We start from the raw sequence: 26,708 nt of genomic DNA, 5'->3' as shown, positions 1-26,708 counted from the left end.
GGTGCTGTCCACGCCCGCCCGCAACTTGCCGTGTGGCAACAAATGCCCGCAATCAGCGGGGTAGTTCAGTCACGCCCATCAATGCCTCATCCACGCTGGCTGCGCATTGGCGGCCTTCGCGGATCGCCCAGACAACAAGGCTCTGGCCGCGGCGCATGTCGCCACAGGCGTAAACATCGGAATCGCTGGTACGGTAATCCTGCGTATTGGCATCGACATTGCCGCGATCGGTAAGATCCACAGCAGACTGATCAATCATGCCTTGCTTGCGCGGACCGACAAAGCCCATGGCGAGCAGGATCAGATCGGCAGGCAGTGTAAATTCAGTGCCTTGCACTTCCTTAAGCTGGCCTTCGGACCAGTCGGCCCGCACGCATTTCAAGCCGGTGACAACACCATCCGTGCCGATGACTTCCTTGGTCAGCACGGCCCAGTCGCGCTCCACACCCTCTTCATGGCTGGAGGATGTGCGCAGCTTCATGGGCCAGTCGGGCCAGGTCATCAGCTTGTTTTCACGCTCCGGCGGCTGCGGCATGATTTCTATCTGGGTCACGCTTTTCGCACCCTGACGGTTCGATGTGCCCACGCAATCGCTGCCGGTATCGCCGCCGCCAATCACGATCACGTCCTTGCCGGTCGCGGTCAGTGAACCACGCGGAGCAGCGCGCGTTTCATCATCGCCGGCATTGCGTTTGTTCTGTTGGGTGAGGAATTCCATCGCCAGGCGCACACCGGGCATTTCCGCACCGGGAATTTCCAGCCGCCGCGGATGTTCCGCCCCGCCGGCAAGCACCACCGCGTCAAAATTTTCCTTCAGCGACTTGATCGAGACATCAACGCCGACTTCAGTGCTGGTGCGGAAGGTAACGCCCTCTGCCTCCATCTGAACCGCGCGTCTGTTGATCTGGAGCTTTTCCATCTTGAAATCGGGGATTCCGTAACGCAGCAGGCCTCCGACACGGTCCGACTTTTCGAGCACGGTGACCGAATGGCCCGCACGCGCCAATTGCTGCGCGCAGGCGAGACCCGCGGGGCCTGACCCGACGACGGCCACGCTCTTGCCGGTCTGGCGATCGGGCACTTGCGGCTTGATCCAGCCTTCCTGCCACCCGCGATCGACGATGGCGCATTCGATGCTTTTGATCGTCACCGGCTGATCTGTGATGTTGAGGGTGCAAGACGCTTCGCACGGTGCCGGACACACGCGGCCCGTAAATTCGGGAAAATTATTGGTGGAGTGCAGCACTTCCAGCGCATTGCGCCAGTCACCTTCGTAAACGAGGTGATTCCAGTCCGGGATGATGTTGTTCACCGGACAACCGTTGTGACAATAGGGAATGCCGCAATTCATGCACCGCGCCGCCTGATTTTTCAGGCTTTCCTCGCTGTGCGGGATTGCGAATTCCTTATAATGCTTCACCCGCTCCTTGGGATCGTCATAGGTACGATCCTCGCGGTCAATTTCGAGAAAACCGGTTTCCTTGCCCATTTTTCTGACCCTTATTCCGCAGCGACGCTGGCAGCTTCTGCACGCTCGGCTTCGAGCTGCTTCAAGGCGCGGCGATATTCTGTCGGCATGACCTTCACGAACTTGCCGATGCTGTTGTCCCAATCATCGAGCAGCGCTGCTGCCCGGGCAGAGCCGCTGTGCAGCTTGTGCCGTTCCAGGAGGATGCGAAGCCGTTCGGCATCATGGTAGAGCGGATCGCCCATGCCGAAATCATCGACAGTGGAGGGCCGCTGCTGCGGCGCCCCCCAGGAATGTTCCTGCCCTTCGATTTCAGTGCCTGGTGTAGCGATCGGTTCAAGATCGACCTGCGCCATGTTGCAGCGATCGCGAAAGGCGCCATCGGGATCATAGACATAGGCAAGACCGCCGCTCATGCCGGCTGCAAAATTGCGGCCTGTCGACCCCAGCACGCAGACCACGCCGCCCGTCATATATTCGCAGCCATGATCACCCGTGCCTTCAACCACGGCGATGGCGCCCGAATTGCGCACGGCAAAGCGTTCACCTGCCACGCCCGAGAAATAGGCCTCGCCCGCAATGGCGCCATACAGCACGGTATTGCCGACGATGATATTGGTCAGCGGATCGCGCCCGACATTTTCCGGCTGGCGCACGATGACGCGACCGCCCGAAAGCCCCTTGCCGACATAGTCATTGCCATCGCCCACCAGTTCCAGCGAAACGCCATGTGCCAGCCACGCGGCAAAACTTTGGCCGGCGGTGCCGGTGAATGTGATACGGATCGAATCGGCGGGCAGTCCCTTGTGGCCATGCGCCTTGGCAATCACACCAGAAAGCATTGCGCCCGTCGTGCGGTTGCGGTTGCGAATTTCGCGCTCGATCTGCACCGGCTGGCCATCATGAATGGCAGGCTGGCATGCCTCGATAAGTTCATTGTCGAGCGCGAGATCAAGCCCGTGATCCTGCGTTTGCGTGTGGAAGGGGAATTTGCCCTCAGGCAGTTCCACATTGTGCAACAGTCTGGTCAGATCCACACCATCGGCCTTCCAGTGACGGATGGCGCGGCGCATATCGATAAGGTCCACGCGGCCAATCATATCCTGAACCGTGCGGAAGCCGAGCTCAGCCATAAGCTGGCGCAATTCCTCTGCAACGAAGAAGAAGTAATTGATGACATGTTCGGGCGTGCCGACGAAATGCTTGCGCAATTCGGGGTTCTGGGTCGCCACGCCAACAGGGCAGGTGTTGAGATGGCATTTGCGCATCATGATGCAGCCCGCTGCGATCAGCGGGGCCGTGGCAAAGCCGAATTCGTCTGCACCCAGAAGCGCACCGATGGCAACGTCGCGTCCGGTGCGCAGACCGCCATCGACCTGCACCGCAATGCGGCTGCGTAGATCGTTGAGCAGCAGGGTTTGCTGCGTTTCGGCAAGGCCGATTTCCCACGGGCTGCCGGCATGGGTCAGGCTGGTCAGCGGGCTGGCACCCGTTCCGCCTTCATAGCCAGAGATCGTCAGATGGTCCGCCTTGCACTTCGATACGCCTGCCGCAACCGTGCCCACGCCCACTTCGGACACTAGTTTGACCGATACGCGCGCTGCAGGGTTCACATTCTTCAGATCGTGGATGAGCTGCGCCAGGTCTTCGATCGAGTAGATATCGTGATGCGGCGGCGGTGAAATGAGGCCCACGCCCGGCGTTGCATGGCGCACTGCGCCGATCCGCTTGTCGACCTTGTGGCCGGGCAACTGGCCGCCTTCACCGGGCTTGGCGCCCTGTGCCATCTTGATCTGGATATCGTCCGAATTGGCAAGATATTCGGTCGTGACACCGAACCGGCCCGATGCGACCTGCTTGATCCGGCTCCGCATGGAATCGCCGTTTTCCATCGGCTGGAACCGGAACGGTTCTTCGCCCCCTTCGCCGGTGTTGGAGCGCCCGCCGATGCGGTTCATGGCAATGGCCAGCGTCGAATGCGCTTCATGACTGATGGAGCCGAAGCTCATCGCACCGGTGCTGAACCGCTTGACGATGTCTTCCGCGCTTTCGACTTCATCCAGCGGGACAGCATCGCCAACGGGTTTCAATTCCATCAGCCCGCGAATGGTCAGCAGGCGTTCGGACTGTTCGTTGATGGATTTGGCGAACTCTTCATACTGGTCCCACTTGTCGCCGCGCACTGCATGTTGCAGCTGGGCGATGTTGGACGGGGTCCAGGCGTGTTCTTCGCCGCGCAAACGGTATTGATAGATGCCGCCCACATCGAGCATGTTGCGATAGATGGGGTTGTCACCATAGGCGGCGGCATGGCGGCGCACCGTTTCTTTGGCGACTTCGGCAAGACCGATGCCTTCGATGGTTGTGGAAGTGCGCGTGAAGAACTGGTCGACAAACGCGTTCGACAGGCCGACCGCATCGAAGATCTGCGCTCCGCAATAGGATTGGTAGGTCGAGATGCCCATCTTGGACATGACTTTCTGGATGCCCTTGCCGACCGCCTTGATGTAGTTTTGCTCGACCTGTTCAGAGGTCAGTTCGGGTGCCTTGGTGCGGCGGATATCTTCCAGCGTTTCAAAGGCGAGATAGGGGTTGATGGCTTCCGCGCCATATCCTGCCAGCACGCAGAAATGATGCACCTCGCGCGCTTCGCCGGTTTCGACCACGATGCCGGTCTGCATGCGCAGGCCCTGCCGGGTCAGTTGGTGGTGGACAGCAGCCGTGGCGAGCAATGCGGGCATAGGAATACGGTCTGGTCCCTGAGCGCGGTCTGACAGAATCAGGATGTTCTTGTCCTGCAGCACGGCCTCTGTGGCGGCCCAGCACATTTCCTTGATCGCCATTTCGAGGCCTTCGGCCCCGCTTTGGGCATCCCAGGTGATGTCCACCGTAGCGGTGCGGAAAGCGCCATCAAGGCGGCTTTCGACCGAGCGGATCTTTTCCATCCCGCGATTGGTCAGGATCGGCTGGCTGATTTCGAGCCGCTTGTGCGTGCCTGCATCATGGCCGAGCAGATTGGGCCGCGGACCGATCATCGAGAGCAGGCTCATCACCAGTTCTTCACGGATGGGATCGATCGGCGGGTTTGTTACCTGGGCAAAGTTCTGCTTGAAATAATCATACAGCAGGCGGCTGCGCTTCGACAGGACAGCGATGGGCGTATCTGTGCCCATAGAGCCGATGGGATCATCGCCCTTGATGGCCATGGGTTCAAGGAAGCGGAAGATATCTTCCTGCGTATAGCCAAAGGCCTGCTGGCGATCGAGTAGGCTGACAACGTCTTCCTGCACCGCATCGGCATCGGTCTCTATCGTGTCGAGATCCTTCAGCTTGTACTGCGCGGATTCGAGCCATTCCTCATAGGGATGCGCGGATGAAAGCTCTGCCTTCAGCTCCTCATCCTCGATAATGCGGCCCTGTTCGAGATCGATCAGCAGCATGCGGCCCGGCTGCAGACGCCACTTGCGCACGATATCCTCTTCGGCAAAGGGCAGCACGCCGCTTTCCGATGCGAGGCAGACCAGATCATCCTTGGTCACGCAGAAACGTGCCGGACGCAGGCCATTGCGATCAAGTGTGGCGGCGATCTGGCGGCCATCGGTGAAGGCAACCGCGGCGGGGCCATCCCACGGCTCCATCAATGCAGCGTGATATTCGTAGAAAGCCTTGCGCTTGGGATCGATCAGCGGATCGCGCGCCCACGCCTCCGGGATCAGCATCATCATCGCATGCGCGAGGCTGTATCCGCCCAGCAGCAGCAATTCGAGCGCATTGTCGAGGCAGGCGGTGTCAGATTGGCCGTGCGGTACGATGGGCCACAATTTGTCGAGATCGGCGCCCAGTAGATCGCTTTCCATCGTCCGGCGGCGTGCGTTCATCCAGTTCACATTGCCGCGCACCGTGTTGATCTCACCATTATGTGCGATCAGGCGGAAAGGCTGGGCCAGCCGCCAGCTGGGGAATGTGTTGGTGCTGAAACGCTGATGCACGAGACCCAGCGCGCTTTCGCAATCGGGATCGCGTAGATCATCATAGAAAGAGCCGACCTGGTTTGCCAGCAACAGGCCCTTATAGACCATGGTGCGACTGGAAAAGCTGGGCATGTAGAGCTTTTCAAGACCCGGCATATCGTGCTTTTTTGCCAGTTCCTTCAACGGGTTCTGCGTCTGCTTGCGGATCACGATCAGCTTGCGCTCGAACGCGTCCTGATCGGGGCAATTATCTCCGCGTCCGATAAAGCACTGCCGCACGACCGGCATGGAATCGAGGACCGCCTTGCCCAAACCGGTGGTGTCGGTTGGCACATCACGCCAGCCAATCAAATGCTGGCCTTCCTTGGCGATGAATTTTTCGAACTGTCCGGTGATGAAATCACGCGCAGCCGCCTCTTGCGGCATGAAACACATGGCGACCGCATAATCGCCTGCAGGCGGCAGATGCAGTCCTTCGCTGTCGGCCCACTTGCGGTAAAGCTTGTCAGGTATCTGGATCAGAATGCCCGCGCCATCACCAAGCAAGGGATCGGCGCCCACCGCGCCGCGGTGATCGAGATTGGCGAGAATTTCCAGCGCCTGTGACACGATACCGTGCGATTTTGCGCCCTTGATATGGGCGACAAAGCCCACACCGCAGGAATCATGTTCGTTTACAGGATCATAAAGGCCACGAGCGGCGGGATACTCGGTCAATCTTAAGCTCTTCCGGTTGCGGGCGGGACCGAAAACGCGCCCCGACACCGGTTTCAACGGCAACGAAACGCGAATCAACCGCCCAGGGCTGCACGATAATTACGCAGAAATCCCTCATGGCGACAGGAAGTGCATTTTGCAAGTTTCCGTTGTGGCGCATAAGAATGCGGCACGAAATCGCGGAATTGTCCGCTATTTGCCCATGCGTTGTAGATTCAGCAAGGCATCGCGCAAAGCCCGTTCACTATCCTTGTTCGACCGCTCTTGCTTGTCCTCGGCATGCTGCATCTCATGCAACGCTGCTGCGGGGCGATAGGGGTTCTGGGCCGTAGCCAATACGCCATAACCAATATCGCGCCGCTTTGCAGCCTTGCCTAGCGGGAGAGAGAATGAGGCGGCGATTTCGCCAAGGTCATCGCTATAATCTTCATCACCATCTTCCAGCGCGGCCACGCGGCCAAGTTCGGCCATGCGATCAAGATTTTCTGTGGGTGCGGCCTCCCCTGGCTGGTCAACAGCCGGGGCGGAAGTGACTTTGACTTCGCTCTGGCTGTTATCTTCCGGCGCGATCACGGGCGGTCCACCAAAATAGGTAGCCATAGCTTCTTCTGCGTCATCGGCGGGCGCGGCATCGAAATTCAGCGGTCCTTCGCCCGTGCGTGGCGCGATGCCGGTCTTTTCGTCCACAGGTTCGGCAGCGGCCTTGCCCTGCTCCGCGGAGGGAGCCTGATTGCTGGCGGCGCGGCGGGCACTCCAGCTGCGGTGTTTTTCCAGCGTTTCGATCAGCTTTTGAGCGAGCTGCAGAATATCGGTCTCTACCTCGGCCTCGGCGGAATTTTCCGCAGCCTGAGCGGCCTCGACAGGCTCATCCTGCGGATTGTCCATACCTGTCTGCCTGAAGAGAGATGGCGGCGAGAATTCGAGGGGGGCGTCGGCAAATTGTCCGACATGACCGGGTTCCTCCGTGCAGGAGTGCGGCGTTTCGACAAGATCGGTTTCGTGCGGATTTGTGTCGCCGGTGTCTGGTGCGCGGAGCGGACTGGCTGGCTTTTCGGTCTCGTCCGACCAGCTCGCTTCTTCGACCAGTGGCGCATCGTCGGTAGCGGCAAGCGCTTCTGCGCTCACTCCAGACTTTTCATCCTCTGCTTCGTCGTAAAGAGCCTCGCTCCAAACTTGCGCGGCATCAGGCATGGCAGAGAAATCGGTGTAATCGAGCGTGTCATCCCCCTCCCCGTCTGCGCCGGGCAGTGGCGCGGCGAGCGGGGCGCCTGGCGCATCGACCTCGGGAAGGGTGAGAGCGCGCCGCCTGCCATGCGTGGGAGCTAGAGCATCCGGCTGCGCTGGGTCATTGATCTCCTGTGCAATATATTCGGCGTTGTCTTCGGCGAAAACCTCTTCACCGGTCTCGGAGTAGGGTGCTTCTTCATCGTCGATAATCGGTGGCAGCGACAGCGGCGCCTTTTGGGCGAGCATGCGCGCCGCAAAAAAGCCCAGCAATGCCCCGACAAGGGCGGCCGCAAGCGCGATAGCAGCGCGGGCGGTGAAGCCCAGCGGCGGGGAGGCGGCGGGCACTATTGCGGCGATACCGGTAGCACCCACGATCCGTTCAAGAAGCTGTATCGGAAGGATGAACATCCCTACGCCCATGAGCGCGGCCAACCATAATGCGACCACCGCAGGAAAAGCAGGGTGCGCGATGACGGGCGGCCGTTTTCTGCCGCCTTTGTCCTTGGCCTTGTTCAACGGAAATAATGGCACGTCTGCGTCCTGTCCTTCGCCTATGCCCCACTTTTTCGCGCCAATGGTTCAGGCGGCGACGGAATCGGGAGTGTTCGAGGCTCCACCTAACAATCTTTGGTAAACGGATAGATAACGCTGTGCATTGCGGTGCCAATCGTGATTGTCGCGGACATGAGTCTTTCCGCGCTGGCGCATGGCATCCCAATCATCGCGCCGGTCGAGCAGATCAGCCAGCGAAGCAGCGCAGGCGGCAGCATCATCGGGTGGAAAAAGCATGCCGGTATCGGCGTGAGTCACAAGCTCCCGATGTCCACCCACATTGCTGGCGGCGACCAATTTCATCTGTGCCATTGCTTCCAAGGGTTTGAGGGGGGTGACAAGATCGGTCAGCCGGCTGCACTTGCGCGGATAGGCCATCACATCGGTCAGCGCGTAATAGCGTTCCACCTCACCATGCGGCACGCGGCCGGTAAAGCGGATGGCATGGGCGGCAGGGGAGGCCTTCGCATGAGCTTCCAGCGCCTCTGCCATAGGTCCGCCGCCTACCAGCAACAGCCGTGCATCGCCGTGGCGTTCCAGAAGCAGCGGCATCGCGGCGATGAGATCGTCCAGCCCTTCATAGTCATAGAAACTGCCGATAAAACCGATGACTGGCCCATCCCCCATGCCAAGTTCTTGCGCCAGGGCCGCGTCGCGCGGTGCAGGCGTACCGAACATGGTCAGGTCCACGCCATTGGGCATGATGCCAATCTTTGCCGGTGAAACGCCGCGCGCCACCAGATCATCCTTCAGCCCTTTACAGATGGTCATCACCGCGTCAGCGCAGCTGACCGCCATGTTTTCCAACTGGCGGGTGAGCCGATATTTGATCGAGCCTTCATGCGTTGCGAGATTGCCGACGGCCGCATCTTCCCAGAATGCCCGAATTTCATACACCACCGGAATGCCCAGCGTCTTGCCAGCGCGCACCGCGGCAAGCCCATCAAGCGCGGGTGAATGGGCGTGGAGGATATCGGGGCGCCAATCCTGCGCCAGCGCCATGATGGCATCGGCCAGAGCGCCGATCTCTCGCCATTCCTTCAGGCCGGCAGGCCCCTGCGCCTTGCCCGGCGTGCGGTGAAAGGTAAGAGCGTCCACTACTTCGGGCGAGGCGCCCTGTTCACCATGCCGCAATCCGGTGATTCCGCGCACGTCCAGCCCCAGCGCCTGCTGCGCTTTGAGGATCGCGCGCGTGCGGAAGGTATAGCCACTGTGAAGCGGTAGGGAATGATCGAGGATATGCAGGATACGCGTCATCGCATGGGCAATAGCCACATCTTGCTTAACGCCGCGTCAAGAGCTTGGGCGTAAGGTCAGCGCCAGCCAGTCTTGCGGATCCATTTATCGTGATCGACATCTTCACCATTGCCCTGAGCCACGGCCTGATCCTTCTGGCCGCATGGCGGCTGCTGTTCCGTGATGATCTGGATCACGAAGTCTCTCCTGCCGATGCACCTGAGCGCCCGTGGCTGAAAAACCAGTCCGCCGCGCGAAATCAGGGTGGGCACAAGGACAATGATAGCGCGGCCGATGCGTGATCTTGTTCTCCTCGCATTTGTTGCTGCCGTTTTGGTGATGGGCTTCAAACGCCCATTCCTGTGGGTGCTTCTCTATATCTACGTGGATATCGTATCGCCGCAGCAGATCGGTTGGGGGATCATCACCAGCCTTTCGCTCTCGCTCGTCACCTTCATCGCGGCCTTTGCCGGATATGTCTTGCTGGACAACAAGCAGGGCAGCCGCCTGACTTTGCAGCAGGGCCTGATTATCGGCCTGCTTGCCTGGTGCGGCTATACGACGCTGGGGGCGGTGTTCCAGGATACCGCTTGGGAAAAGTGGGACTGGGTCTGGAAAAGCCTCTTTTTCGCCGCTTTCCTGCCGCTCACCCTGCGCACCCGGCTCAGGCTCGAAGCTGCCGTGCTGGTGTTTACCCTTTCCATTGCCGCCATCGCCATCAATGGCGGTATCAAGACGGTGCTGGGCGGGGGCGGTTATGGCACGCTGACGCTGCTGGTGGATGCCAATTCGGGCATTTACGAAGGCTCCATCATATCGACAGCCGCTATTGCCACCATCCCGCTCATCCTGTTTCTGGCGCGGCGCGGCACCGTGTTCGCGCCCGGAAAGCTGGTCTGGCTGTTTTGCGCGGCCCTGATCCTTTCGTGCCTGCTTATCCCCATTGGCACCAATGCACGCACGGGGCTTGTCTGTATCGCTGTTCTGGGCGTGCTGCTCATGCGGCAAGCGCGCCATCGTTTCGTATTTGCGGGCCTGGCGAGCGTGGCGATGGTTCTGTCATTGCCATTCCTCCCGCAGGAATATGTCGAGCGAATGGGCACGATTACCGGCTATCAATCCGATGAAAGCGCCTCCACCCGGATCGCGGTGTGGAAATGGACCTATCAATATGCGCTGGCGAATCCGATGGGCGGAGGATTTGACGCCTATCGCGCCAACTCCTTCACCTACCAGATGCCAGAGGTAATCGGCGAGGGGAACAATCGTCAGGTCACTTATCGCGAAGTGACAGATGAGGCGCGCGCATATCATTCATCCTATTTCGAAATGCTGGGCGAACAGGGCTGGCTTGGCCTGTTCATGTGGTTGCTGCTCCACGCATTAGGCCTGTGGCAGATGGAACGCATCCGCCGCCGCGAAAGCGCCAAACATGCTGATCGCGATATCTGGATGCACGATCTGGCAACAGGTCTGCAGCATGCGCAGATCATCGTGCTGGTCGGCGCGGCCTTTGTCGGTATTGCCTACCAGTCCTTCATCTTCCTGCTTGTCGCAATGCAATGCGCTTTGTGGAGCCAGTGGCAGATGAAGCGCAAGGGCGCGGGCAAGGCACCGCTGTCGCAGCGGCTGGACGAAGCACGCAAATCCACTGCCATCCCCGCGGCCTGAGACATTTCGCCTGCGCAACGCAATCCTCGACAAACGGGGCGCACCATAGGATAATCCGACGCCATGGACGCGGCCGCCACATTGGGCATTATGGAAATATTGGGGCTTGCTGCCAGTGCCAGCCTGCTGGCCGGGTGGCGGCTCTATATCGTTATCCTTGGCACCGGGCTTGCGATGCGCAGCGGGTTTTTACCTCTGCCAGAACATTTGGAAGCCTTGCAGGTTCTGGCCAATCCGTGGGTGCTGGGCATTGCAGGGCTTGGCGCACTGGCAGAATTCTTCGCCGACAAGGTGCCCTGGCTCGATACGATCTGGGATACGGTGCACACCGCTGTGCGGCCGGTAGGCGGTGCGATGCTGGCGCTGGCCATTGTTGATCCGGGTGATCCCGCAATGCAGGTGATCGCCTTTATCGCAGGGGGCGGCGGCGCGCTTCTGGCGCATGGCGGCAAAGCGGGTACGCGCACTGTCATCAATGCCAGCCCCGAACCTGTCAGCAATATTGCCATGTCCACGGCTGAAGACGTCGCGACGCTGGGCCTGATGTGGTTCGTTTACGAATATCCGTGGGCCTCTGCTGGCGTGGCGGCAGTTCTGCTTGCGCTGGCCATCGGAATGGTGCTGGCGGTCCGGCGGGTTCTGCGCCGTATATTCAGGCGCAATCAGGACGCCTGAATATACGGCGCTAAAGCTAACCCACCTTGGGGTTTGCGCGCATCCATTCTTCCACGACCGGAGCGATTTGCTCACGCCATTTGCTGCCGTTGAAGATACCGTAATGGCCTACCTTGGGCGCAAGGTGATACTTCTTCTTCTTCACCGGCAGATGTTCAGCCAGATCAAGCGCGGCGCGCGTCTGCCCAATGCCAGAAATATCGTCCAGTTCACCTTCGATCGCCAGCAGGGCAGTGTCACGGATCGCATCGGGATCAATCGCCTTGCCGCGATGCACGAATTCGCCCTTGGGTAGCGAATGCTTCTGAAACACGTGTTCAATGGTCTGAAGATAGAATTCGGCAGTCATGTCGCAGACTGAAAGATATTCGTCGTAAAACTGCTTGGTGCGGTCCGCACTGTCATGGTCGCCCAGCGTCATGTGTTTGAACATCTCGTAATGACTCATCATGTGATCGACGAGATTCATGCTGATGAAGCCAGCAAGTTGCAGGAACCCGGGATAGACCTTGCGGCCAGCCCCCGGATAATTGCTCGGCACGGTGGCGATCACATTGTTCTTGAACCAGCTGAAGGGCTTTTCCATGGCCAGATCGTTCACGCCGGTAGGACTGGCGCGCGTGTCGATCGGGCCGCCCATCATGGTCAGCGTGGCCGGACGGCACTTGTCCTTGGCAGCGCCCATCACGGCTGCAGCGGCAAAAGCGGGCACAGAAGGCTGGCACACCGCCAGCATATGCGTGTTGGGGCCGATGAATTGCAGGAATTCGATAAGATAATCGATATAATCGTCCAGATCGAACCGCCCTTCCGACAGCGGGACAAGTCGGGCATCGGCCCAGTCGGAGATATATACCTCTTGATTCTGCACCATGCGCTGCACCGTTCCGCGCAAAAGCGTGGCGTAATGCCCGCTCATGGGTGCGACAATCAGCAGTTTGGGCGCATTGTCGGGCAGATCATCGCGGACGAAACGCCGTAATGAGCCAAAAGGCTTTTCGAATACGACGGATTCCGAAATCGGCTTCAATATGCCATCGACATCCACCGGCTCTAGATCGAAATCGGGTTTGCCGCGCTCTTCATGCAGATGGGCAAAAACCTTCAGCGCGCTCGCAGCAGCTGGACCGGCGCCGAAGTAACCCATTGGCAAAGCGGGATTGTTCAAAAGATTCGCGCCGACCATTGCCCAATTGCTGGCAGAGCCAAGCAAGGCGCGCTGCATTTCATATGCGGAATAAAGCAAGACTGATATCTCCTGCGAAATGACCTGAAGGGCCTTCATGCCAGGCACTTCTTGGGGGTGCCATTAGCGATTTAGGCTTTGAACATGCCCTTAAATGGGAGTTGTTGCAATGCAGCATGAGGCCGATGGGTCCCCGAAAGTGCAAAAATCTTGGACAGGGGCCGCTTGACGAACGCGCCCTTTTAGTTAGTGCGCTGGCGGACATGGCTCTTCCCAAAACGCGAGACGACAAAGGCAAATCCGGCCCCGCCGCGAGCAAGAGCCTGCGCCCGCTCAAGATGATCGCGCGTGAAGCGGCCAAATACCCCTTGCAGATCGCACTGGCGGTAATTGCGCTGGTGGTCACGGCCATGATCACCTCACTGGCATTGCCAACAGCAGCCAAGCTCATCGTCGACCGGGGCTTTGGCGGCGAAGGCGATGTCGGGCGGTGGTTCCGCTATCTGCTGTTGCTGGTCAGCATATTGGGGCTGGGCACGGCGATGCGTTTTTATTTCGTCAGCTGGGTGGGTGAACGGGTTGTGGCGGACGTCCGCTGCAAGGTTTATGAAAACCTGCTGCGTCTGTCTCCGTCCTTTTTCGAAAAGAACAGCCCGCGCGAGATTTCCTCCCGCATGACAGCCGATACCGCAGTTATTGAGCAGGTTGTGGGGACGACCGTTTCGGTGGCGTTGCGCAATTCGATCATGGCGGTATTCGGCACGGCCTATCTGTTCTGGCTTGCCCCACAGCTGGCGGTGTGGCTGCTGGCAGGCATTCCACTGGTCATTGTCCCCATCGCCCTGTTCGGCCGGCGCCTGCGCGATATCAGCCGGTCCAGCCAAGACCGTGTGGCCGATGTGGGTGGCATCACAACGGAAATCCTGTCGGCCATGAAGATCGTGCAGGGTTTCAATCAGGAAGAGCGCGAGGCAGGTCGTTTCGGCGACGCGGTAGCGCGGGCCTTTGCTACTGCGCGCATTCGCATTCTGGTGCGTGCGGTGATGACGGCAATGCTTATCACGCTGATTTTCGGTGCGCTCACCATCCTGATGTGGCGCGGTGCCACCATGGTCAATGAAGGCACGATTACGGGCGGCACGATCAGCGCCTTTGTCCTTGCAGGAGCAATTACCGCTGGCGCATTCGGCTCGCTCACCGAAGTTTTTGGAGACTTGTTGCGCGGGGCAGGGGCTGCTGGCCGCCTGAGTGAATTGCTGGAGGAACGGCCCGAGATTGTCGCGCCTGCCCGTCCGCAGCCGTTACCGGAACCTGCTCGCGGCAGCCTTTCGTTTGAAAAGGTCACTTTCTCCTACCCCACGCGCCCTGCCGAAAGCGCTATCAGCGATTTTTCCCTGGTGGTGGAGCCGGGTGAGTCGGTGGCCATCGTCGGCCCTTCGGGCGCGGGTAAATCGACCATTTTCCAGCTGGTGGAACGGTTCTATGATCCGCAGGAAGGCCGCATCAAGCTGGATGGCGTCGCGCTGACGCAGGTCGATCCCAGACAGATTCGCCAGCGCATGGCCATTGTGCCGCAGGAAGGCATATTGTTCGCCGCCAGTGCCCGCGACAATTTGCGCTACGGCGCATGGGATGCGGATGAAGACGCAATTTGGGAAGCGGCCCGGGTCGCCAATGCAGAAGATTTTCTGCGAGCCTTGCCCAATGGTCTCGACACATTCCTTGGCGAAGGGGGCGCGCGCCTTTCGGGCGGCCAGCGCCAGCGCATGGCCATCGCCCGTGCGTTGCTGCGCGATGCACCGATCCTGCTGCTGGACGAAGCGACCAGTGCACTTGATGCAGAAAGTGAGCGGCTCGTGCAGGACGCGCTCGAACATTTGATGCAGGACCGCACCACGCTGGTCATTGCGCACCGGCTGGCCACTGTTCGTGCGGCAGATCGGATCGTTGTGATGGAGGATGGACGCATTGTCGAAACCGGCGATCACAACAGCTTGAGCGCCGCGGGCGGCCTCTATTCCCGCCTTGCCGCGCTGCAATTCGATGACGCGGCGATGGAGCGGACCCAGACCGATTGACTGATCGCCAAGGCTTGCGTCGATGAAAATCGGTGCTTAATCGATTTGGTAACGACAGAAACAATGGGTCTCCTTTGGCTAGGCAACGATACTCTTTCGCCAAACTGGGCCTTCATCAAACGACTGATCCGAAAACGGGGACCGCCTTATGATTCGCATTTTTCTTGCCACGACAGTTTCAACCCTGGGTCTTGCGCTCGCCGCGCCGGCCATCGCGCAGGACGAGGCTGATGCCACGCCGACGATGGATTTTGGAACATGGGGCGTTTCGCCCGATGCGCTCGATCCCTCGGTGGATCCGGGCGACAATTTCTTCGACTATGTCAATGGTCGCTGGATCGCAGCCAACCCCATTCCTGCTGACCGTGCGCGCTTCGGCGCATTCGACATGCTGGCCGAAAAATCGACCCGCGACATAGAAGCGCTGGTTGCAGAACTTGTTGCGTCCAATCCGGCACCGGGCACGCCCGAGCGGCGTATCGTTGATGCCTATAACGCTTATTTTGATGTCGCGGCGATTGATGCTTCCGGCCTCGCGCCCGCGCAACCCTATCTGCAGAATATCTTTGCCGCGCCCGATCTGGCCGCGCTTGCCGGACTTTCCGAAGAACCCGGTTACCCCACGCTGGTGAGCGCCGGTGTGACCGTCGATGCCCGCAACCCTGATTCCTATGTCGCATCTATCGGGTTTAGCGGAATGGGCTTGCCTGACCGTGATTATTATCTCGTCGACAGTGCCGACAATCTGGAAATCCGGGAAAAATACGTAGATTATCTCACCTTCCTTCTGGGACAGGCCGGTTATCAGGATCCTGCCGCTGCTGCGGTGGCGGTCTATGCCTTTGAGCATGATGTGGCAGAACTGGAATGGGCGCGGCAGATGTTCCGCCTGCCCAATCTCACCTATAATGAACTGACCCCGGCAGACCTTGCAGAACTGGCAGGTGATTTTCCGATCCAGGCCGTTCTGGAAGCAGGCAAGCTAGCCGGGCAGGAGCGGTATCTTGCTTCCCAACTGCCGCCGACGGCACAGGAAATCGAGGAAATGGAGCTGACGCAGGAACAGCTCGACATGATCGGTGGCGGCTTGCCAGCGATGATGGAGCTATTGACTACCACCCCGCTCTCCACGCTCAAGGCCTATATGGCCGCGCAATTCCTGTCGAATAATGGTGCTGTGCTTTCAAGCGAGATCGACGCTGCGACTTTTGAACTGTTCGGACGCACTATCAGCGGCCGTGAAGAGCAGCAGCCACGCTGGAAGCGCGCAATTTCGGCGGTTGGAGAGCAATTGGGCGAACAGCTTGGCGCGCTCTATGTCGAACGCCATTTTCCCGCCGAAGCCAAGGCACGGATGGATGCGCTGGTGGCCAATCTGCAACGGGCCATGCGCGCCGACATCGAAACCAATGAATGGATGACCCAGGAGACTGTTGCCGAGGCGCTGACCAAGCTTGAAGGTTTCACCCCGATGATCGGCCATCCCGATGAATATGAGACCTATGACGGCCTTGTGATCATTGCGGATGATCCGCTGGGCAACCGGATCAGTGCGATGCGCTGGTCGATCAATGATTCGCTCGAACGCCTACCCGGTCCGGTCGACCGCACACGCTGGGGTATGTTCCCGCAGACGGTGAATGCCTATTATTCGCCGGTCTTCAACCAGATCGTATTCCCTGCAGCCATCCTGCAGCAACCCTTCTTCGGCTTGGAGGCGGATAAAGCGGTCAATTATGGCGGAATCGGAGCGGTCATAGGGCACGAAATCGGTCACGGCTTCGACGATCAGGGCTCGCAATATGATGCAACCGGCACATTGCGCAATTGGTGGGAGGCGCAGGATCGCGAGGGGTTCGAAGCCAAGGCGAGCCAGTTGATGACGTTGATCGAGGCTTATTGCCCTGTCGAGAGCGAGGAAGGCCCGGTCTGCCTGCGCGGGCGCCAGTCCATTGGTGAAACGCTGGGCGACGTCGTTGGCCTGCAAATGGCTTACAATGCCTATCGCCTCTCGCTGGATGGCGAGGAAGCGCCTGTGATTGACGGGTTAACGGGCGACCAGCGCTTCTTCCTCGGCTTCGGCCAGATCTGGCGCTCCATGGAGCGGGAGGCGAGCCTGCGCAGCCGCGTGATGACCGCCAATCATCCGCCGGGCGAATTCCGCGCCAACAATGCCGTGCGTCACCATGATGCCTGGTATGACGCGTTCGACGTTACCGAGGACGATGCGCTGTACCTTCCGCCCGAGGAGCGGGTGAAGATCTGGTAGCACTGGCGCAAACTGCAAATGGACGGGGGCGAGGCTTGACTTCGCCCCCGTTTCTGTTTTGGCGAGCGAGCATGGGCGGCGCTTCGCCGCAGTTTATATTGGATCCAAGAGCGCAATGACCTTTCTCCAGCTTCTGCTCATCGCTGTGGTCCAGGGCATCACCGAATTTCTGCCGATTTCCTCTTCGGGACATCTGATCCTGATCCCCCATCTGACCAATTTTCCCGACCAGGGCCCGATGATCGATGTCGCGGTGCATGTGGGATCACTGCTGGCGATCATCATCTATTTCTGGCGCGATGTGCTGGGTCTGGCCAAGGGCGGCTTCGCCAGCATCGGCATTGGCAAGGAACCTGAACAAAAGCGCTTGTTCTGGTGGGTGGTTGTCGGCACCATACCTGCCGTGGCGGTCGGCCTGTTTCTCAAGCTTGGCGGCTATCTCGAGAGTTTCCGCATCACCGATCTCGTGGCGGTGAATCTGATTGTCTACGGCCTGCTGCTCGGCGCGGCGGATCGCTGGGGCAAGCAAACCAAGAGCTATGAAGATGTGACCTGGCGCGATGCGCTGCTGGTGGGCCTCGCGCAGGCAATGGCGCTGATACCGGGCACCAGCCGTTCAGGTTCGACCATGACCATGGCCCGCATCCTCGGCTACAAACGGGTAGAAGCGGCGCGCTTTTCCTTTCTGCTGGCGATACCTGCGGTGGCCGGCGCAGGTCTGTTGGCCGCGCTCGATTTGGCTGAAGCCTCTGCACAGATGCAGACCGATGCCTTGATTGCGGGCGCGCTGACATTTGTGGCGGCATTCCTCACCATGGCGTTTCTCATGAACTTCCTGAAGAAAGCCTCGATGCTGGTATTTGTGGTTTATCGTGTGGCGATGGGCATAGCGCTGCTGGCCTTCTTCTGAAATGCGCCATGAGGGCGACCGAAAGCTGCAAGAAAAAAATTCGCGAAATATGGCGGAACAAAGGCGAGCTTAGCCTGTTATGCATGAGTAACGGCGCAAGAGCATGTCGCCAGCCACCTGGTTTTCCGGTCATTTCAAATGTCCGTGGTTATTCAGGCAGTAAGGCGGGGCAATCAATTGCTATGCTGTTACGCCGTAAATGCGCAGATTGTGGCCTAAATGTGTTTTTGTGGTTCAATCTCGTAGTTTTTCCGCTAAGGCTACTGCGGTCCGGTCCAAGACACCGGCAAAATTGCAGTTTACCAAGGTTAAGGGCAGGCCTCGTGGCCAGCTCACCATGAAGGGAAATACTGATGAAGAAGATTATCGCTTTCGCCTCTGCCGCAGTTCTCGGCCTCGGCGTCGCCGCTTGTGACAGCCCCGCTGAAGAAGCTGCTGAAGAGCAGGCTGAAGCCATGGAAGACCAGGCTGACGAGATGGAAGATGCCGGCGTTCTGACTGACGAAGAAGCCGACGCTATCGAAGCTGAAGCTGACGACATCGAAGATGCCGCCGAAGGTGACACCGATGCGATGACCGAAGACATGGAAGAAGCCGTCAACTAAGACGCTTTTTCGCATTCTCGCGATTAATGAAAAAGGCCAGCCCCGATGGGTGCTGGCCTTTTTTGTGTCTGGCGTGAAAGTGCCGGTGCGCGGGGGACGCAGATCAGACCGGTACAGCCGCGCTGCCCCGCCCGCCACGCAGGAAATATTCCTGACTGCCGCGATGCAGCACATTGTCGACATCGATCACGGCCGAATTGGCATAGGTAAACCCGGGCCCAAGGCTACGGTAAAGCCGCTCGAAATCGCGCTCCACCGTCTGACGGTAAAGATCGCCAAAGCTCTCGATCACGAAATAGGTCGGCTGCAAGTCGTCGATGACGTAATCGGTGCGCATTACCCTGTCGACATTGAGCATGATGCGGTTGGGCGACTGGGCTTCCAGCGCAAATACAGCCTCTGTCGGGCCAGAGGAAATGCCCGCCCCGAAGATGCGCGGTTCACCATTTTCCATGATGAGGCCGAATTCCACTGTATACCAGTAAAGCGCGCCCAGTGCCTTGAGCCGATTATAGCGCATCGCATTCCAGCCAGCACGGCCATATTCCTGCATGTAATCGGCAAATGTCGGATCGGTCAGCAGCGGAACGTGACCGAATACGTCGTGGAAGACATCCGGCTCTTGAATGTAATCGAATGTCTCGCGCGTGCGGATGAAATTGCCTGCGGGGAAACGGCGGTTGGCAAGATGCCAGAAGAACACATGGTCTGGGATGAGCATGGGCACGGGCACCACGCTCCATCCTGTCAGCCCGCCCAATTCCTCGCTCAGGCGGCCAAAATCAGGCACGCCGCCCTTGCCAAGATCAAGCTTGTCCATGCCAGAAAGCATGGCCGAACAGGCGCGGCCCGGAAGGATATCCATCTGCCGGGCGAAAAGATCGTCCCACACGCTGTCATCTTCGGAGGAATAGTGTGTCTGCGCCGGTTCCAGCCAATCTTCCCCCACATGTGTGGGCCGCTGGAGCGGGGCGGTAAATACGTCCGAAGTAACATCCGGAAGCGCGGCATATTGATCTGGCCCGACATCATTATGCTGGGGCGCGGCGAGTGGTTGTTCGGCAATGGCGGTCATGCGCATCACCCTACCACAGGGCGCGCTTACAAGCCAGTTTCAAGCGTTACCATTCAATGACTTGGCGGCGAAGATGGCATGTCGGATGTGGAAGCTTCCGAACTGTTCGCGCCTTTTACTGGCGGCAGACGTTCTTCGAGCATTTCGGCCGCTTCGTTCACGGCCTGCCGTTCATCGCTTGTGGCGCCTTCGGGCTGCGACAGTTGCGGCGCATCCGAACATGCCCCAGGCAGCGCGCCCAACACCAGAAGCATTGTGGCGCGCCACCTGAAGGAGTGCAGCATTACTGCGCGTCTTCGGCAATGTCCTGCGCGGCCTCGGCAGCCTGTGCAGCATCGAGCGCATCGTTTGCGGCACTTTCCGCAGCATCGGCGGCGGCTTCAGCCTGATCTTCATTGGCCTGGATCTGCGCTTCGGCTTCTTCTTCGGTCAATCCGGCTTCGGCGTCCTCAACAGGTTCAGGCACATCGGCCATCGCTTCGTCTGCCGGGACTTCGACTGTGTCGGCAACGGCGTCCTCCGATGCGTCGGTGCTCTCACCGCATGCAGTCAACGCAAAAGCAGCCGCAGCAGCGACAAAGGCGAGCTTCTTCATTACAATCTACCCCTTTAGGTATATTTCGAGATGGCAGTTCCTTAGCGCAGTCGATCCTGCGTGGAAATGCGATTGTTCATGGGTGGCGGCGGACGGCCTGTTCTGCCAGACGGGCCGTGATGCAGCCATCACTCTCCTCTCCCGCCGATCTTGCGCAGGCGCGCAGCGAATTGCGCCGCATTTTCGGGTTCGATTCCTTTCGGGGCGTGCAGGAAGATGTGCTGGCGCGGGTTCTGGCGGGCCAATCGACGCTGGCGGTAATGCCGACAGGTGCGGGCAAATCGCTCACCTATCAATTGCCCGCCACCATGCTGGAGGGCACCTGCGTCGTCATATCTCCGCTGATTGCACTGATGCACGATCAGTTGCGCAGTGCGCGGGCCAATGGAATTGCCGCTGCCACGCTAACCAGCGTTGATAGCGATTGGCGCGAAACGCAGGATGCCTTTCGCCGGGGTGAGCTGGATTTGCTCTATGTTGCGCCGGAAAGGGCAAGCCAGGCCGGATTTCGCGATATGCTTTCCTCGGCAAGGGTGGGGCTGATTGCGGTGGATGAGGCGCATTGCGTTTCGGAGTGGGGGCATGATTTCCGCCCTGATTATCGCCAGTTGCGCGGATTGCTCGATGCCCTTCCACACGTCCCGCGTCTTGCGCTAACCGCCACTGCAGATGCACATACCCGCGCCGATATCCTCAGCCAGCTCGGTATTCCGGCAGATGGGCTGGTGCTGGCAGGCTTTGATCGTCCCAACATCTGCTACACCATCACCCAACGCGACAATCTGGCGCGCCAGATCACCGATCTGATGGCAAGCGAGCCGGGGCCGGGCATCGTCTATGCGCCGACGCGGGCGAAGGTCGAAAAGCTCAGCGAACAACTCGCCGATGCAACAGGACGGCCTGTCCTTCCCTATCACGCGGGGCTTGATGCGCAGGTACGGCGCGATAATCAGGCAGCCTTCGTGGCCTCTGAAGACATGGTCATCGTGGCGACAGTCGCCTTCGGCATGGGGATCGACAAACCCGATGTGCGCTTTGTGGCGCATGCGGGCATCCCCAAATCGATCGAAGGATATTATCAGGAAACCGGGCGCGCAGGGCGCGATGGTGATCCGGCGCGCGCAGTCATGTTGTGGGGTGCTGGCGATTTTGCCACAGCACGTCAGCGTCTGTCCGACGTGGAGCAACACCGCCTTGCAGGAGAGCGCGCACGGCTCGATGCGCTGGCCGGGCTGGTGGAAACGCCGACCTGCCGCCGCGCAGTGCTGCTGCGCCATTTCGGGGAAAATCCACCTGTCAGCTGCGGCAATTGCGATAATTGTCTTGCCCCACCCAAAGTCACCGATGTCACCGAACTGGCACGCAAACTGCTCAGCGCTGCCTATCGCACCGGCCAAAGCTTCGGCCTTGGCCATCTTGCCAATGTGCTGACAGGCAGCGCGGACGATCGGGTGCGCCAGAAGGGGCATGACAAGCTGTCGGTCTTCGGTATCGTTGAAGGCGATCAGGCTGCTCTCCTGCGCCCGCTGGCAAGGGCGATGCAGGCGCGCGGAGCGCTTGTCTCCAATGCCCATGGCGGGCTGGAACTGGGTGGGGATGCCCGCGCTATACTCACAGGTGAGCAAAACGTGGAAATCGTCCTGCCGCCAAAAAAGCAGGGCCGTGGCCGCCGCAATGGCGGGGTCGCGCTCAACCCCGTGGGCGATCGGTTGTTCGATGCCTTGCGCAATTTGCGCCGCGATCTGGCAGCGGAGGCAGGCGTGCCGCCCTATGTCGTGTTTCACGATGCAGTGTTGCGCGACCTGGCATCACGCCGTCCTTCATCGTTGGCTGCCATGTCGGGCATCGCCGGCGTGGGCGAGAAAAAGCTCGCCGCTTTTGGTGATGCATTCCTCAAGGCTATCCGCGAAAACTGAAGGACCCGCTGGCCTTGGCAAACAGTTAAGCAACTTGGGGTATCTTTGCGGCCATGATGAACCATGCCGTGCCTTCGCCTTACCGACCAACCGCAGTTCCATTTGCCAGAGGCATGGCGCTTGCCGTGGGTGTAGTGGCGATGGCTGCAATCCCTGCCGCAGCCCTGATCGCGCAGGACCGTGCGGCACCTTATACGGTTGCGCAGACCGGGCAGGGTTTCGACAGATTGCAGGATGCGGTCGATGCGATAGGTGATGCGCGCGGCACGATCACCATCGCGCCGGGTCGGCACAGCCAATGCGCTGTGCAGACATCGGGCACCATATCCTTCTTCGCAGCCGATCCCGGCTCAGCGATTTTCGATGGTGTGACCTGTGAAGGCAAGGCGGCGCTGGTGCTGCGCGGGCGCAGTGCCGAGATATCCGGACTCGTCTTTGAAAACATGCGTGTGCCCGATTTCAATGGTGCAGGTGTCAGGCTGGAAGCCGGCAATCTGACAGTGACCCAAAGCTGGTTTCGTGACAGCCAGCAGGGCATTCTGACCGCCAGCGACACCTCTGCACAATTGATCATTGACCGCTCCACCTTTACCCGGCTCGGCACGTGCGAAGGCGCGGGTGGCTGCGCGCATTCGGTCTATACTGGCGATCTTGCCCATGTCCGCATCACCAATTCCCGTTTTGAGCAGGGTCGCGGCGGACATTATGTAAAATCGCGCGCGGCGCGGGTCGATATCTCCGCATCCAGCTTTGACGACGCGGCCGGGCGTGTGACCAATTACATGATTGACCTGCCCGGTGGCGCCTCCGGGCAGATCAGCAATAACTGGTTCGTCCAAGGTGCCGATAAGGAGAATTACTCGGCTTTCATCGCGGTTGCTGCTGAAGGCCGAAGCCATGATTCTGCCGCACTGATGGTGACCGGAAATGATGCCCGCCTTGCGCCCGGTGTTGATCGCAACACTGTGTTCGTGGCCGACTGGTCTGGCGAAATGGGTGGCATCGGTGAAAATACGCTCGGCAGCGGTTTGACGCGGTATGAGCGGCGCTGATCAGGAACGCTATTGTCGCCTTAACCGTTGATCGGGCAAGGAGATTTTCAAATGGCCGGTGGTTGGGCGCGCGATGGCGCGGTTCAGGATCAGATAGATGACAGCGTAAACGATGCCGTGGCAGCTGCCAGAGCACGTTTGCCGAAGGGCGAAAGCGCAGAATATTGCGATATTTGCGGTGAGGACATTCCGGAAAAGCGCCGGCTCGCCATACCGGGAGTTCGCACCTGCGTGGAATGCCAGTCCGGTAAGGACAGGCTGGTGAGCCATGCTGCCTTCAACCGGCGCGGATCGAAAGACAGTCAACTCCGCTGATAGCCTGATACCTGCGGGGATCTGATCTTTATTTGAGCAAATGGCCCGCACGGTCACGCTTCGTGGCGAGATAGCGGGTGTTGTGCGGATTGGCGGGCAGTTCATGCGGCACGCGTTCGATGACCTTGACCCCGGAATGTTCCAGCGCGACGACCTTCTCAAGATTGTTCGTCATCAAGCGGACCTGCGGCACCGCCAGCAGGTGCAGCATGCGTGCAGCCAGTGGGAAATCACGCGCTTCTTCGGGAAGGCCAAGACGGCGATTGGCTTCCAGCGTATCCACGCCTTCATCCTGCAGGCGATAGGCGCGCAGCTTGTTCACCAGGCCAATGCCGCGCCCTTCCTGCCGCATATACAGCAGAATGCCCCAACCGCCTGCTGTCACCTCGGATGACATGGCCGCCAGTGCTGCATCAAGCTGCGGCCCGCAATCGCATTTGAGACTGCCGAAAATATCGCCCGTCAGGCATTCGGAATGCAGGCGCACCAGCGGCGCACGATCCGATGTCTGTTCCCCCAGCACAATGGCCACATGTTCGCGCGTATCATTGATAGAGCGGAAGGCGACGATTTTGGTCATTTCCTCATGCGCGATGGGGAGATGGGCGCGCGTGGCAATGGCGAGATTTGCAGGGTTCGACCATGCCTCCAGGTCCGCTGCGCTGAGCGTGGCCGGCTCAAGCGCCGCATCGTTTTGTGGGGTCGCAACCGGATCGACAGCAAATGCAGGCAGTACGCCCGCTATCCGGGCCAGTTCAAGCGCAGCAACAGCTTCGCCACGCCAATCAAGTTCCTCGGCCATGAACGGGCCTTTAAGTGGGCTGGCAAGATCCAGTGACGGATCCGCGACTGGCAAGGCGGAGCCGAGATCGAGCGGTTCTGCGGCGCGGATCAGAACGGGTGAATGTCCATCTGCTGCCGCGCGCTGATTGGTGAGACGCAGGGTTTCGGCGCGGGCGGCTGAAATCAGCAGCCGCTGCGAGGTAATTTCGCGCAGGGGCGCTGTTTCCACTGGCAGTAACAACGGTGCTGTGCCCACGCGAATCGGCCAGCCATGGCGCAGCGCGTCCACCGCCTGCGCCACGCGCCGCGCGGGAGAAGCGGAGGAGGCCGGCGACCCGGTCAGAGATCGAATTCCGTGATGAGGGGAATATGGTCGGAAGGTTTCTCCCAATCGCGCGCATCCTCGCGCAGCCAGTGGCGGGTGGATTGCGCCGCGAGATCGGGGCTGGCCCACATGTGATCCAGCCGCCGCCCGCGATCATTCGCCTTCCGGTCCTTTGAACGGTAGCTCCACCAGCTGTAATAACGATCCGGATCGCGAATGTGCTCGCGTCCGATATCGGTCCAGCCATGCGCATCCTTGAACCGTTGCAGCGTTTCCACCTCCAGCGGCGTATGGCTGACGACCTTGAGCAATTGCTTATGGTTCCACACATCGCATTCGAGCGGGGCAATGTTGAAATCGCCGACAATCATTGTGGGACGATCTATCGCGTCAGCCCAGCGGGTCATGCGCTCGAGAAAATCGAGCTTCTGTCCGAATTTCGGGTTGATCACCCGGTCAGGCTCATCTCCGCCTGCCGGGACATAGACATTCTCCACGATCATGCCCTGATGCTGGGGAGATGTCAGTTCCACCCCGACATGACGCGCCTCGCCATTGTCCTGCCAATCATGACGGGAAAAATCGCGAATCGGAACACGGCTGACAGTTGCGACCCCGTGATAGCCTTTTTGCCCATGAACGGCGATGTGCTCATAACCAGCGTCAATAAAGGCCTGGTAGGGGAATTGGTGTTCCTGGCACTTGATTTCCTGCAGGCAGAGAACGTCAACCGCCTCTTCTTTCAGAAAACGTTCCACGATCGGCATGCGCAGGCGAACGGAATTGATATTCCATGTAGCGATAGAAACCATGTGCCGGCTTTAGGTGCATGACCTGCTGCCAGCAAGAGAGATGGACTGGCGATATGTGGGTGAGGGAGGTGGCGGGCGGATAGCGCACAAAAAAATCCCCGTCGCGGGGGCATTGCGACGGGGATTCGTTTTAAGCGTTCGTCACGCTTTGCAAGAGACGGCTTTTTGAGAGGTAGGGCAACAGGGGGGAAACCCGCCTCACCGTGTCTTGTTTCCTCAAACTAGGGGTTAAGTGCTGCCAGGCCAATGATTTTCGACAGTCACTTGTCGCAAATTTACAACGAACTGCCGCCAAATCGTCTATCCGGGCCGACGGGATGAGCGGCGCGGATCGCGATAGGTAAAGGCGCTATTGGGCACAGACATCCCGTATTGGTGATTGCGCAGGCGCACCGTAGTGCGCGTATTCTGCGCATCCAGGGCGACCCAGCTGGCGAGTTTCAATCCACCCGGCGCTCTCGAATCTTCAGCGAAAACAAGAGTAATCACACCGAATTCTGGACGGTTGGGGTCACGCACTTCCACGCTGATGACATTGTTGGTGGATGATGGTTGCAAGCTGCCATAGCGGCGCATGTCCCGCTCTGGATCCAGCAATGCGCCCAGCGGCGAGTTGCGAATCGGCCAGCGCTCGACCTGGTTGACGTCATAATCGACCAATGTAAGCGCCCGTCCGTCGGACACGACCAGCATATTGACATCGTCTTCATATTCGAAGCGGATGCGGCCAGGATTGCGCAGGGTCAGCACACCGGCAACGGCATTGCCGGCCCGGTCCGTCTGAGTGAAATCTGCGCGCATGGTGGTGATAGCCCGCAGCGCAGCTACGGCGCGATCGAGCTTGTCAGCCTGCGATTGCGCGGCAGCGGGTGCTGTGGGCACCGCCAGGCTTGCAGGAACGGCCAGTGTCACCGCGCCCATCAGGGCAACGGCAAATGGCTTCGAGAAATAGTGTTTCAACTGGATCATGCTCCACTCCTTAGGGGTGCAGCATTGAACTGTCACTGAACTCGCGTGGTTCCCGCCGTTCATCGAATCAGTCGGAGAGGTGCCGGTAATGGGCCGGACCAAGAGCCGCGTGGCTTACTTGATCTTGCCTTCCTTATATTCGACATGCTTCTTCGCAACCGGATCGTATTTGCGGAACACGAACTTTTCGGTGTGATTGCGCGGGTTCTTCTTGGTCACGTAAAAGTGGCCGGTGTCCGCGGTCGAATTCAGGCGGATTTTAATAGTTGCGGGCTTCGCCATGGTCTTGCTTCCGATTAGC

Annotated in this window: 22 protein-coding genes; 10 read left to right on the top strand and 12 right to left on the bottom strand. The window is 59.4% G+C overall.

Translation table 11 applies throughout. The features are described 5' to 3' along the window. Nucleotides 1-52: 52 nt before the first annotated feature. From CP97_RS01280 to CP97_RS01265, 4 genes are all read right to left on the bottom strand, one after another. A complete protein-coding gene (locus CP97_RS01280) occupies nucleotides 53-1,489 on the bottom strand; it encodes a glutamate synthase subunit beta (RefSeq protein ID WP_048884456.1) in 1,437 nt (478 codons plus the stop codon). Nucleotides 1,490-1,500: 11 nt separating this feature from the next. After that, the gene (gene gltB, locus CP97_RS01275; RefSeq protein WP_082863670.1) at nucleotides 1,501-6,156 is read right to left on the bottom strand and encodes a glutamate synthase large subunit; all 4,656 of its coding nucleotides are present in this window, start codon (nucleotides 6,154-6,156) and stop codon (nucleotides 1,501-1,503) included. A 192-nt stretch (nucleotides 6,157-6,348) separates the two neighbouring features. Further along, complete coding sequence (locus tag CP97_RS01270; protein WP_149036394.1) at nucleotides 6,349-7,914, bottom strand: hypothetical protein; 1,566 nt, start codon at nucleotides 7,912-7,914, stop codon at nucleotides 6,349-6,351. Between the two features lie 48 nt (nucleotides 7,915-7,962). Then, nucleotides 7,963-9,192 carry a TIGR04063 family PEP-CTERM/XrtA system glycosyltransferase gene (locus tag CP97_RS01265; RefSeq protein ID WP_048884454.1) on the bottom strand — a complete coding sequence of 410 codons (1,230 nt, stop codon included), beginning with the start codon at nucleotides 9,190-9,192 and terminating at the stop codon, nucleotides 7,963-7,965. An 89-nt stretch (nucleotides 9,193-9,281) separates the two neighbouring features. Between CP97_RS01265 and CP97_RS01260 the strand changes: the two genes are divergently transcribed. The 3 genes from CP97_RS01260 (at nucleotide 9,282) to CP97_RS01250 (ending at nucleotide 11,517) form a co-directional block, all read left to right on the top strand. Beyond that, a complete protein-coding gene (locus tag CP97_RS01260) occupies nucleotides 9,282-9,473 on the top strand; it encodes a hypothetical protein (RefSeq protein WP_149036393.1) in 192 nt (63 codons plus the stop codon). Further along, complete coding sequence (locus CP97_RS01255; RefSeq protein ID WP_048884452.1) at nucleotides 9,466-10,842, top strand: putative O-glycosylation ligase, exosortase A system-associated; 1,377 nt, start codon at nucleotides 9,466-9,468, stop codon at nucleotides 10,840-10,842. Before CP97_RS01260 ends, CP97_RS01255 begins: the two co-directional genes overlap by 8 nt. An 81-nt stretch (nucleotides 10,843-10,923) precedes the next feature. Then, entirely contained in the window at nucleotides 10,924-11,517 is a 594-nt protein-coding gene (locus tag CP97_RS01250) for a DUF4126 domain-containing protein (RefSeq protein WP_048886599.1), read from the top strand. Between the two features lie 16 nt (nucleotides 11,518-11,533). Here CP97_RS01250 and CP97_RS01245 read toward each other — a convergent pair whose 3' ends face one another. After that, nucleotides 11,534-12,763, bottom strand: coding sequence for a polyhydroxyalkanoate depolymerase (locus tag CP97_RS01245; RefSeq protein WP_048886598.1), 1,230 nt, complete (start codon nucleotides 12,761-12,763; stop codon nucleotides 11,534-11,536). Nucleotides 12,764-12,966: 203 nt separating this feature from the next. Here CP97_RS01245 and CP97_RS01240 point away from each other — a divergent pair, with 203 nt between their 5' ends. The 4 genes from CP97_RS01240 (at nucleotide 12,967) to CP97_RS01225 (ending at nucleotide 18,565) form a co-directional block, all read left to right on the top strand. Then, nucleotides 12,967-14,781, top strand: coding sequence for an ABC transporter transmembrane domain-containing protein (locus tag CP97_RS01240; RefSeq protein WP_048884451.1), 1,815 nt, complete (start codon nucleotides 12,967-12,969; stop codon nucleotides 14,779-14,781). Between the two features lie 148 nt (nucleotides 14,782-14,929). Next, nucleotides 14,930-17,050, top strand: a complete 2,121-nt coding sequence (locus CP97_RS01235) for a M13 family metallopeptidase (RefSeq protein WP_048884450.1) — start codon at nucleotides 14,930-14,932, stop codon at nucleotides 17,048-17,050. A gap of 115 nt (nucleotides 17,051-17,165) precedes the next feature. Further along, nucleotides 17,166-17,960 carry an undecaprenyl-diphosphate phosphatase gene (locus CP97_RS01230; RefSeq protein WP_048886597.1) on the top strand — a complete coding sequence of 265 codons (795 nt, stop codon included), beginning with the start codon at nucleotides 17,166-17,168 and terminating at the stop codon, nucleotides 17,958-17,960. 353 nt (nucleotides 17,961-18,313) lie between these two features. Next, a complete protein-coding gene (locus tag CP97_RS01225; RefSeq protein WP_048884449.1) occupies nucleotides 18,314-18,565 on the top strand; it encodes a hypothetical protein in 252 nt (83 codons plus the stop codon). Nucleotides 18,566-18,668: 103 nt separating this feature from the next. On the opposite strand, the gene phhA is transcribed toward CP97_RS01225, so the two are convergent. From phhA to CP97_RS01210, 3 genes are read right to left on the bottom strand one after another with little or no spacing between them, the layout of a single operon-like run. Continuing rightward, a complete protein-coding gene (gene phhA / locus CP97_RS01220) occupies nucleotides 18,669-19,640 on the bottom strand; it encodes a phenylalanine 4-monooxygenase (RefSeq protein ID WP_082863862.1) in 972 nt (323 codons plus the stop codon). Nucleotides 19,641-19,693: 53 nt separating this feature from the next. Next, nucleotides 19,694-19,894 (bottom strand): hypothetical protein, encoded by a 201-nt coding sequence (locus CP97_RS01215; protein ID WP_161485419.1) that lies wholly within the window; start codon nucleotides 19,892-19,894, stop codon nucleotides 19,694-19,696. A gap of 29 nt (nucleotides 19,895-19,923) precedes the next feature. Then, entirely contained in the window at nucleotides 19,924-20,235 is a 312-nt protein-coding gene (locus tag CP97_RS01210) for a hypothetical protein (protein ID WP_048884447.1), read from the bottom strand. Nucleotides 20,236-20,354: 119 nt separating this feature from the next. Here CP97_RS01210 and recQ point away from each other — a divergent pair, with 119 nt between their 5' ends. From recQ to CP97_RS01195, 3 genes are read left to right on the top strand one after another with little or no spacing between them, the layout of a single operon-like run. Further along, the gene (gene recQ / locus CP97_RS01205) at nucleotides 20,355-22,151 is read left to right on the top strand and encodes a DNA helicase RecQ (protein ID WP_048884446.1); all 1,797 of its coding nucleotides are present in this window, start codon (nucleotides 20,355-20,357) and stop codon (nucleotides 22,149-22,151) included. Nucleotides 22,152-22,207: 56 nt separating this feature from the next. Then, the gene (locus CP97_RS01200; RefSeq protein ID WP_048886595.1) at nucleotides 22,208-23,203 is read left to right on the top strand and encodes a hypothetical protein; all 996 of its coding nucleotides are present in this window, start codon (nucleotides 22,208-22,210) and stop codon (nucleotides 23,201-23,203) included. Between the two features lie 51 nt (nucleotides 23,204-23,254). Continuing rightward, entirely contained in the window at nucleotides 23,255-23,518 is a 264-nt protein-coding gene (locus CP97_RS01195; protein ID WP_048884445.1) for a DksA/TraR family C4-type zinc finger protein, read from the top strand. 28 nt (nucleotides 23,519-23,546) lie between these two features. Here the strand turns inward: CP97_RS01195 and ribA are convergent, their stop codons facing one another. The 4 genes from ribA to rpmG all read right to left on the bottom strand — a co-directional run bounded on the left by ribA (nucleotide 23,547) and on the right by rpmG (nucleotide 26,689). Then, nucleotides 23,547-24,590 (bottom strand): GTP cyclohydrolase II, encoded by a 1,044-nt coding sequence (ribA, locus tag CP97_RS01190; RefSeq protein ID WP_227819636.1) that lies wholly within the window; start codon nucleotides 24,588-24,590, stop codon nucleotides 23,547-23,549. A gap of 50 nt (nucleotides 24,591-24,640) precedes the next feature. Continuing rightward, the gene (gene xth / locus CP97_RS01185) at nucleotides 24,641-25,438 is read right to left on the bottom strand and encodes an exodeoxyribonuclease III (protein WP_048884443.1); all 798 of its coding nucleotides are present in this window, start codon (nucleotides 25,436-25,438) and stop codon (nucleotides 24,641-24,643) included. 300 nt (nucleotides 25,439-25,738) lie between these two features. Next, complete coding sequence (locus tag CP97_RS01180; RefSeq protein WP_048884442.1) at nucleotides 25,739-26,407, bottom strand: LolA family protein; 669 nt, start codon at nucleotides 26,405-26,407, stop codon at nucleotides 25,739-25,741. A gap of 114 nt (nucleotides 26,408-26,521) precedes the next feature. Then, the gene (rpmG, locus tag CP97_RS01175) at nucleotides 26,522-26,689 is read right to left on the bottom strand and encodes a 50S ribosomal protein L33 (protein WP_047092455.1); all 168 of its coding nucleotides are present in this window, start codon (nucleotides 26,687-26,689) and stop codon (nucleotides 26,522-26,524) included. Nucleotides 26,690-26,708 lie beyond the last annotated feature (19 nt).

The sequence above is a fragment of the Aurantiacibacter atlanticus genome, from assembly GCF_001077815.2.
GTDB classification, from domain to species: domain Bacteria; phylum Pseudomonadota; class Alphaproteobacteria; order Sphingomonadales; family Sphingomonadaceae; genus Alteraurantiacibacter; species Alteraurantiacibacter atlanticus.
Note: the sequence above shows the minus strand (reverse complement) of the source record. Positions and strands in the feature narration are given on the sequence as shown.

Excerpts from the sequence above, each read along its gene's own strand:
- CP97_RS01280 (WP_048884456.1), bottom strand. The coding sequence starts at position 1,489 with ATGGGCAAGGAAACCGGTTTTCTCGAAATTGACCGCGAGGATCGTACC.
- CP97_RS01265 (WP_048884454.1), bottom strand. The coding sequence starts at position 9,192 with ATGACGCGTATCCTGCATATCCTCGATCATTCCCTACCGCTTCACAGT.
- CP97_RS01255 (WP_048884452.1), top strand. The coding sequence starts at position 9,466 with ATGCGTGATCTTGTTCTCCTCGCATTTGTTGCTGCCGTTTTGGTGATG.
- CP97_RS01240 (WP_048884451.1), top strand. The coding sequence starts at position 12,967 with ATGGCTCTTCCCAAAACGCGAGACGACAAAGGCAAATCCGGCCCCGCC.
- CP97_RS01235 (WP_048884450.1), top strand. The coding sequence starts at position 14,930 with ATGATTCGCATTTTTCTTGCCACGACAGTTTCAACCCTGGGTCTTGCG.
- CP97_RS01230 (WP_048886597.1), top strand. The coding sequence starts at position 17,166 with ATGACCTTTCTCCAGCTTCTGCTCATCGCTGTGGTCCAGGGCATCACC.
- CP97_RS01225 (WP_048884449.1), top strand. The coding sequence starts at position 18,314 with ATGAAGAAGATTATCGCTTTCGCCTCTGCCGCAGTTCTCGGCCTCGGC.
- phhA (WP_082863862.1), bottom strand. The coding sequence starts at position 19,640 with ATGACCGCCATTGCCGAACAACCACTCGCCGCGCCCCAGCATAATGAT.
- CP97_RS01215 (WP_161485419.1), bottom strand. The coding sequence starts at position 19,894 with ATGCTTCTGGTGTTGGGCGCGCTGCCTGGGGCATGTTCGGATGCGCCG.
- CP97_RS01210 (WP_048884447.1), bottom strand. The coding sequence starts at position 20,235 with ATGAAGAAGCTCGCCTTTGTCGCTGCTGCGGCTGCTTTTGCGTTGACT.
- recQ (WP_048884446.1), top strand. The coding sequence starts at position 20,355 with ATGCAGCCATCACTCTCCTCTCCCGCCGATCTTGCGCAGGCGCGCAGC.
- CP97_RS01200 (WP_048886595.1), top strand. The coding sequence starts at position 22,208 with ATGAACCATGCCGTGCCTTCGCCTTACCGACCAACCGCAGTTCCATTT.
- CP97_RS01195 (WP_048884445.1), top strand. The coding sequence starts at position 23,255 with ATGGCCGGTGGTTGGGCGCGCGATGGCGCGGTTCAGGATCAGATAGAT.
- xth (WP_048884443.1), bottom strand. The coding sequence starts at position 25,438 with ATGGTTTCTATCGCTACATGGAATATCAATTCCGTTCGCCTGCGCATG.
- CP97_RS01180 (WP_048884442.1), bottom strand. The coding sequence starts at position 26,407 with ATGATCCAGTTGAAACACTATTTCTCGAAGCCATTTGCCGTTGCCCTG.
- rpmG (WP_047092455.1), bottom strand. The coding sequence starts at position 26,689 with ATGGCGAAGCCCGCAACTATTAAAATCCGCCTGAATTCGACCGCGGAC.